The 5,310-nt window shown below is 75.3% G+C and carries 5 protein-coding genes; 2 read left to right on the top strand and 3 right to left on the bottom strand.

Annotation, left to right across the window (positions count from 1 at the left end):
* The 3 genes from E1300_RS47385 to E1300_RS47375 all read right to left on the bottom strand — a co-directional run.
* On the bottom strand, positions 1-1,090 hold a 1,090-nt coding region (locus E1300_RS47385; RefSeq protein ID WP_131763810.1), incomplete at its 3' end, for an FAD-dependent monooxygenase.
* 102 nt (positions 1,091-1,192) lie between these two features.
* Positions 1,193-2,794 carry an acyl--CoA ligase family protein gene (locus E1300_RS47380; RefSeq protein ID WP_131763809.1) on the bottom strand — a complete coding sequence of 534 codons (1,602 nt, stop codon included), beginning with the start codon at positions 2,792-2,794 and terminating at the stop codon, positions 1,193-1,195.
* 90 nt (positions 2,795-2,884) lie between these two features.
* The gene (locus E1300_RS47375; protein WP_131763808.1) at positions 2,885-3,766 is read right to left on the bottom strand and encodes a prenyltransferase/squalene oxidase repeat-containing protein; all 882 of its coding nucleotides are present in this window, start codon (positions 3,764-3,766) and stop codon (positions 2,885-2,887) included.
* Between the two features lie 158 nt (positions 3,767-3,924).
* Here E1300_RS47375 and E1300_RS47370 point away from each other — a divergent pair, with 158 nt between their 5' ends.
* Both E1300_RS47370 and E1300_RS47365 read left to right on the top strand, forming a co-directional pair.
* Positions 3,925-4,800, top strand: coding sequence for a C40 family peptidase (locus E1300_RS47370; RefSeq protein WP_207400410.1), 876 nt, complete (start codon positions 3,925-3,927; stop codon positions 4,798-4,800).
* Positions 4,801-4,823: 23 nt separating this feature from the next.
* The gene (locus E1300_RS47365) at positions 4,824-5,276 is read left to right on the top strand and encodes an ATP-grasp domain-containing protein (RefSeq protein ID WP_131763807.1); all 453 of its coding nucleotides are present in this window, start codon (positions 4,824-4,826) and stop codon (positions 5,274-5,276) included.
* Positions 5,277-5,310 lie beyond the last annotated feature (34 nt).

Below are 5,310 nucleotides of genomic sequence, written 5' to 3'. Positions count from 1 at the left end.
CCAGCCGCAGCGCCCGCGGCTCCGCGGTGACGCCGCGCAGCAGCGCGCCGCTGCCGCGCAGCACCGCCCGCCCGACCGGGTACCGCTCCTCGTGGTAGCTGTCGAGCAGCCAGGACGGCGCCCGCCCGCGCAGCGCGGCGGCCAGCTTCCAGCCGAGGTTCGCGGCGTCCTGGAGGCCGACGTTCATCCCCTGCCCGCCCGCCGGGGAGTGGACGTGCGCGGCGTCGCCCGCGAGGAAGACCCGCCCCACCCGGTACCGCGGGACCTGCCGCTCCTCGCTGTGGAACCGCGACGTCCAGCGGGGCTCGCCGAGGCCGAGGTCGGTGCCGAGCGCGCGCCGCACCACCTCCCGCAGCTCGCCGACGTCCACGGGCTCGGTGTCGGGGGCCTGGTGCCGCCGGTTCCACGCGCCCACCCGGTACCAGCCGTCGCCGAACGGCGCGACGAACGCGAAGGCGTCGGCGGAGGCGCCGGCGGTGAACGCCTCGTCGGGCGCGTTCTCCAGCCGCACGTCCGCCAGCATCAGCGACCGGAGGACGGCCTCGCCGGGGAACGGCAGCCCGACCGCGTCCCGGACCGTGCTGCGCACCCCGTCGGCGCCGACCACGTAGGACGCCCGGAGGGTCCGCGTGCCCCCGGCGGCCATGCGGACGTCGACGTCGACGCCCGCCGCGTCCTGCCGCAGCCCGACCGCCTCGGCGCCGTACAGGATCTCCGCGCCGCGGTCGAGCGCCCGTTCCCGCAGCACCCGCTCGGTCTCGTACTGGGGCGTGACCAGGACGTACGGGAAGCGGCCGGGCAGGCGGTCGAAGCGGAGGCGGGCGACGCCGGCGAGCCGCACCCGCCCGACGCGCCGCCCGGTCGCGACGAGCCGGTCGGCGACCCCGCGCGCGTCGAGCAGCTCCAGGGTGCGCGCGTGCACGGCGAACGCGCGGGTCAGCGCGCTCGTCTCGGCGTCCCGCCGCTCCAGGACGGTGCAGGCCACCCCGGCCGCCGCCAGGTCCCCCGCCAGCAGGAGCCCGGTCGGGCCCGCCCCCACGATCAGCACGTTGCCGGACGGCCTCCCGGCCGGCCCGTCGGTGGGCGACATCCCGCCCTCCTCTCGTTCGGTGGCGGCATCCCTCGCCGTCCTCCGAGCGTTCCCCCGAACCGGCGTCCGTCACCCGCGCGGCGCGGTGGTGTGGCGGCGGTGTCAGCCTTGGACGCGGCGGTCCCGCCCCGCCCACTCCTTCTCGCGGAGCTGGAACTTCTGGATCTTGCCGGTGGACGTCTTGGGGAGCTCGGCGACGAACTCGACGGCGTCGGGGGCCTTGTACCGGGCGAGACCGCCCCGGACATGCTCGATGATCTCCGATTCGGTCGCGGCGCGCCCCTCCCGCAGCACGACGAACGCCTTCGGCCGCTCGCCCCACCGGTCGTCCGGGACGGCGACGACGGCGACCTCCAGCACGGCGGGATGCGAGTCGATCGCGCGCTCCACCTCCACGGTCGAGATGTTCTCGCCGCCGGAGATGATGATGTCCTTGGAGCGGTCGCGCAGCTCGACGTACCCGTCGGGATGCCGGACGCCGAGGTCGCCGGAGTGGAACCAGCCGCCCCGGAACGCCTTCGCGGTGGCCTCCTCGTCGCGGTGGTACCCCTGCATGACGTTGTTTCCGCGCATGACGATCTCGCCGAGCGTCGCGCCGTCGGCGGGCACGTCCTCCATCGCGTCGTCGACGATGCGCAGGCCGTCCGTCTGGATCATGCCGACGCCCTGCCGGGCCAGCAGCCGCGCCCGCTCCGGCGCCGCCAGCGACGTCCAGCCCGGCTGCGGCTCGCACACCGAGTAGGGCCCGTAGGTCTCGGTCAGCCCGTACACGTGGACGATCCGCGCGCCGAGCTCCTCCATCCGCCCGATGATCGTCGGGCTGGGCGGCGCGCCCGCCGTGGTGACGACGAGGGGCCGCTCCAGCGGGTGCGCCTCGGCCGCGTTGGCGATGGTGACGAGGACGGTCGGGGCGCCGTTCAGATGGGTGACGCCCTCGGTGTCGATGAGCCGCCAGATGTCGGCGGCGACGACGGCCCGCAGGCAGACCTGCGTCCCGCCGATCGCGACGAGCGCCCACGGCGTGCACCAGCCGTTGCAGTGGAACATCGGCAGCGTCCACAGGTAGACGCTGCCGGAGCCGTGCTGGGAGTGCATGACCTCGCCGAGCGCGTTCAGGTACGCGCCGCGGTGCGTGTAGACCACGCCTTTCGGCCGGCCCGTCGTCCCGGACGTGTAGTTGATGGAGATGGGCGCGTTCTCGTCGTCCACGCTCCACGGCAGCGGGTCGTCGGAGCCGCGCGCGAGCAGGTCGGCGTAGCCGATGCCGCCGACGGCCGGGTCGGGCTCGGCGCCGGGGGCGGGCACCGTGACCGTCTCGGGCAGCGCGCCGGCCAGCGGCGCGACGGCGGGGTGCAGCGCGGCGTCGACGACGAGGAGCCTCGCGTCCGAATGGTCCAGGATGTAGCGGACCTCCTCGGGCGCGAGGCGCGTGTTGACCGCGACGAGGACCGCGCCGGCGAGCGGCACGGCGAAGTGCGCGACGAGCAGCTCCGGCACGTTCGGGGCGAGGTAGGCCACCCGGTCGCCGGGCCGGACGCCGGAGGCGCGCAGCGCGTGCGCGAGCCGGGTGGCCTCCGCGGCGAACTCGGCGTAGGACGCGCGGCGCTCGCCGTGCACGTACGCCGTCTTGCCGGGGAAGACCTCCGCCGACCGCGCGAGGAAGGCCAGGGGGGTGAGCGGCGTGTAGCCGGGGCCGTTGGTCATCGCGCTCCTCCGGTGCCGTGGTGACCCGCGCCCCAAGGCTCTCACGCGGGCCCGGCCCCGCGGCGCGGACGGCCGCCGTCGACCGGCGCCCTACGCGGCCGCTCCGGCGCGCAGGAGGATGGCGACCGCCTTGACGGTCGCGTAGCCGCGCCACTCCAGCTCCGCCGCCGGCGAGTAGTTGGCGAAGTCGACCCGCCAGCCCCCGTCGTCCTGCTGCTCCGCGTCGAGCCGCTCAAGGTCGGCTTCCACGACGCCGGGCGCGAACAGCGCCCGGACGGGGCTGTCCGGGTAGGGCGCGAAGTCGAGGGGGCGCATCGCCTCGTCATCCAGCCCGCCCTGGACGCGCACGTGCCCGTTCTCAGGGATGTTCCTGCCGAGCAGCTCGATCAACTCGGCGGCCTCCGGCTCGGTGTCGTGGACGGCGTCCAGCAGCCACAGCGCGAACGACAGCTCGATGGCGTGGAACTCGGTCTTCGCCCGCATGGCGTCCAGGCAGTAGCGGACGGCCCGCGCGAGCCAGGGGTGGCCCGCGACGGCCGGGTCGGCGTCGGCCACGCGCCGTGCCATCGCCGCGACCACGGCGGTGATCTGGAGCGACGACGCCTTCGGGTCGGCGCCCGTCCAGAACGGCGCACAGCCCGCCTCGTCCGGGACGGGCACGGCGAACGGGATCCCGCCGTCCGGGAGGCTCACCGCGTCCAGCCAATCGCACAGCTGGACCGCCTGCGGCGCCGTGACCGGGGCCAGCTCGGCGAAGACCTCCAGCGCGTGCAGGGCGGCGCCGGTCTGGCTCGTCCGCGACCGCAGGTCGGGTTCCAGGCCGTACCCGTAGCCGCCGTCGGCATTGCGGTAGGCGTTCAGCGCGGCCAGCAGCGCCTCCCGGTCGCCGCCGCCGGTGAGGACCTCGAAGCGGCGGCGGTCGAGGAGGCGCGCGTGGGTGGCCATGAAGTCGGATGCCCTGTTCAGATCCATACGACAAGCCTGTCCCCCGCGCCACCTCCAGTCTTGTCGGTTCCGGTCATCACCACGCCAGAACCGCCCCATGGCCCGGTACCCGGCGGACGCATCCCTGAAAGTACGACCGAGAAGAGAGACTGGCCTCCGGCCCGGCGCCGCCCGAGCATGGGGACGTGTCCCGGAACGGCCTGGTCCGCTACCGACCGATGGCCCGGCGCGCGGTGGTCACCGTGCCGCTGGCGACGCTGTGGGCATCGCCCGAGCGGGAGCGGGCGGAGACGCAGGTGCTCCTCGGCGACGCCCTGCTCGTCGACGAGACCCGCGACGGCTGGCTGCGGGTCGTCGCGGTCGGGCAGCCGTCGGGCACGCGCGACCCGCGCGGCTATCCCGGCTGGTTGCCGGCCGCGCGGGCGGCGTCGCCGGAGCCGCCCGCCGACGGCCCGCGCGTGATGGTGGACGCGGTCGAGACCGTCCTCGACGGGCGGGTCCCGCTGGACGGCGTCGCCTTCGGCACCGGGCTCATCTCCCTCGGCGAGCCGGGAGGCGGCGTATGCGACGTGGCCGTCCCCGGGCTGCCCGGACGGTACCGGGTCCCCGAGCGGGACATCGTGAAGGCGCCCCGCGGAACGCCGGACGGAGCGTCCGTCCTCGCGATGGCCAGGCGCTTCCTCGGCGTGCCGTTCCTGTGGGGCGGTCTCTCACCGCGGGGGTTCGACTGCTCGGGCCTCGTCCACGCCGCGTACCGGCGGTGCGGGCTGACGGTGCCCCGCGACGCCCACGCGCAGTTCGAGGCCGCGACCCGGGTGCCGCCCGGGGAGGAGCAGCCGGGCGACCTGCTGTTCTTCGCGCCGCCGGAGGAGCCCGTCCAGCACGTCGGCTTCTTCGCGGGCGACGGGCTGATGCTGGACGCGTGTCCCCGCACGGGCGAGGTCGTCCTGCACCAGATCGACGGCGACCGCCGGGCGACCGCCGTGGGCGCCGGCCGGTTCCACCGGAGGGTTCCGGGCGCCCTTTCCCCCGCCGGCGGCATGACGTTCGGGCGGAAGTGACCCGTCCGGGAAAGGATGCGCCGATGTCCGACGCCCGGGCGGACGAACGCCCCCTCCTGCTGCTCGTCGAGAGCGGCGGCAGGCCGTACCGCGGGCACCTGCTCGCGTCGATCGCCGAACGCCACCGGGTCCACCTGTTCTGCGAACGGCCGCCGACCTGGCAGCTCGACCACATCGCCGGCTGGACGAGGATCGACGACACCCGGAACGGTCCCGCGATGGCCGAGCGGGCGATGCGGCTCGCCGCCGCCGGGCCGCTCCGCGGAGTGCTGAGCTGGAGCGAGCCGCACATCGTGCCGGCGGCACAGGTCGCCCAGGTCTTCGGCCTGCCCGGGGGGCCTCCCGGCGCCGTCGCGGCCTGCTGCGACAAGGCGCTGACGCGCGCGGCGCTGCACGCCGCGGGAGTGCCGCAGCCGCGTCACCGTCATAGCGCCTCCGTAGAGCCTTATACTGGTACGTCTGTACCACTATGCTGATACGCATGGACTTCGCGCAAGTGGTGGGACAGAA

Source organism: Actinomadura fibrosa (assembly GCF_900659615.1).
GTDB classification, from domain to species: Bacteria; Actinomycetota; Actinomycetes; order Streptosporangiales; family Streptosporangiaceae; genus Spirillospora; species Spirillospora fibrosa.
This window is presented reverse-complemented; position numbering and strand designations above follow the sequence as displayed.

Coding starts and splice junctions, on each gene's coding strand:
- E1300_RS47380 (WP_131763809.1), bottom strand. CDS start 2,794: ATGACCAACGGCCCCGGCTACACGCCGCTCACCCCCCTGGCCTTCCTC.
- E1300_RS47365 (WP_131763807.1), top strand. CDS start 4,824: ATGTCCGACGCCCGGGCGGACGAACGCCCCCTCCTGCTGCTCGTCGAG.
- E1300_RS47375 (WP_131763808.1), bottom strand. CDS start 3,766: ATGGATCTGAACAGGGCATCCGACTTCATGGCCACCCACGCGCGCCTC.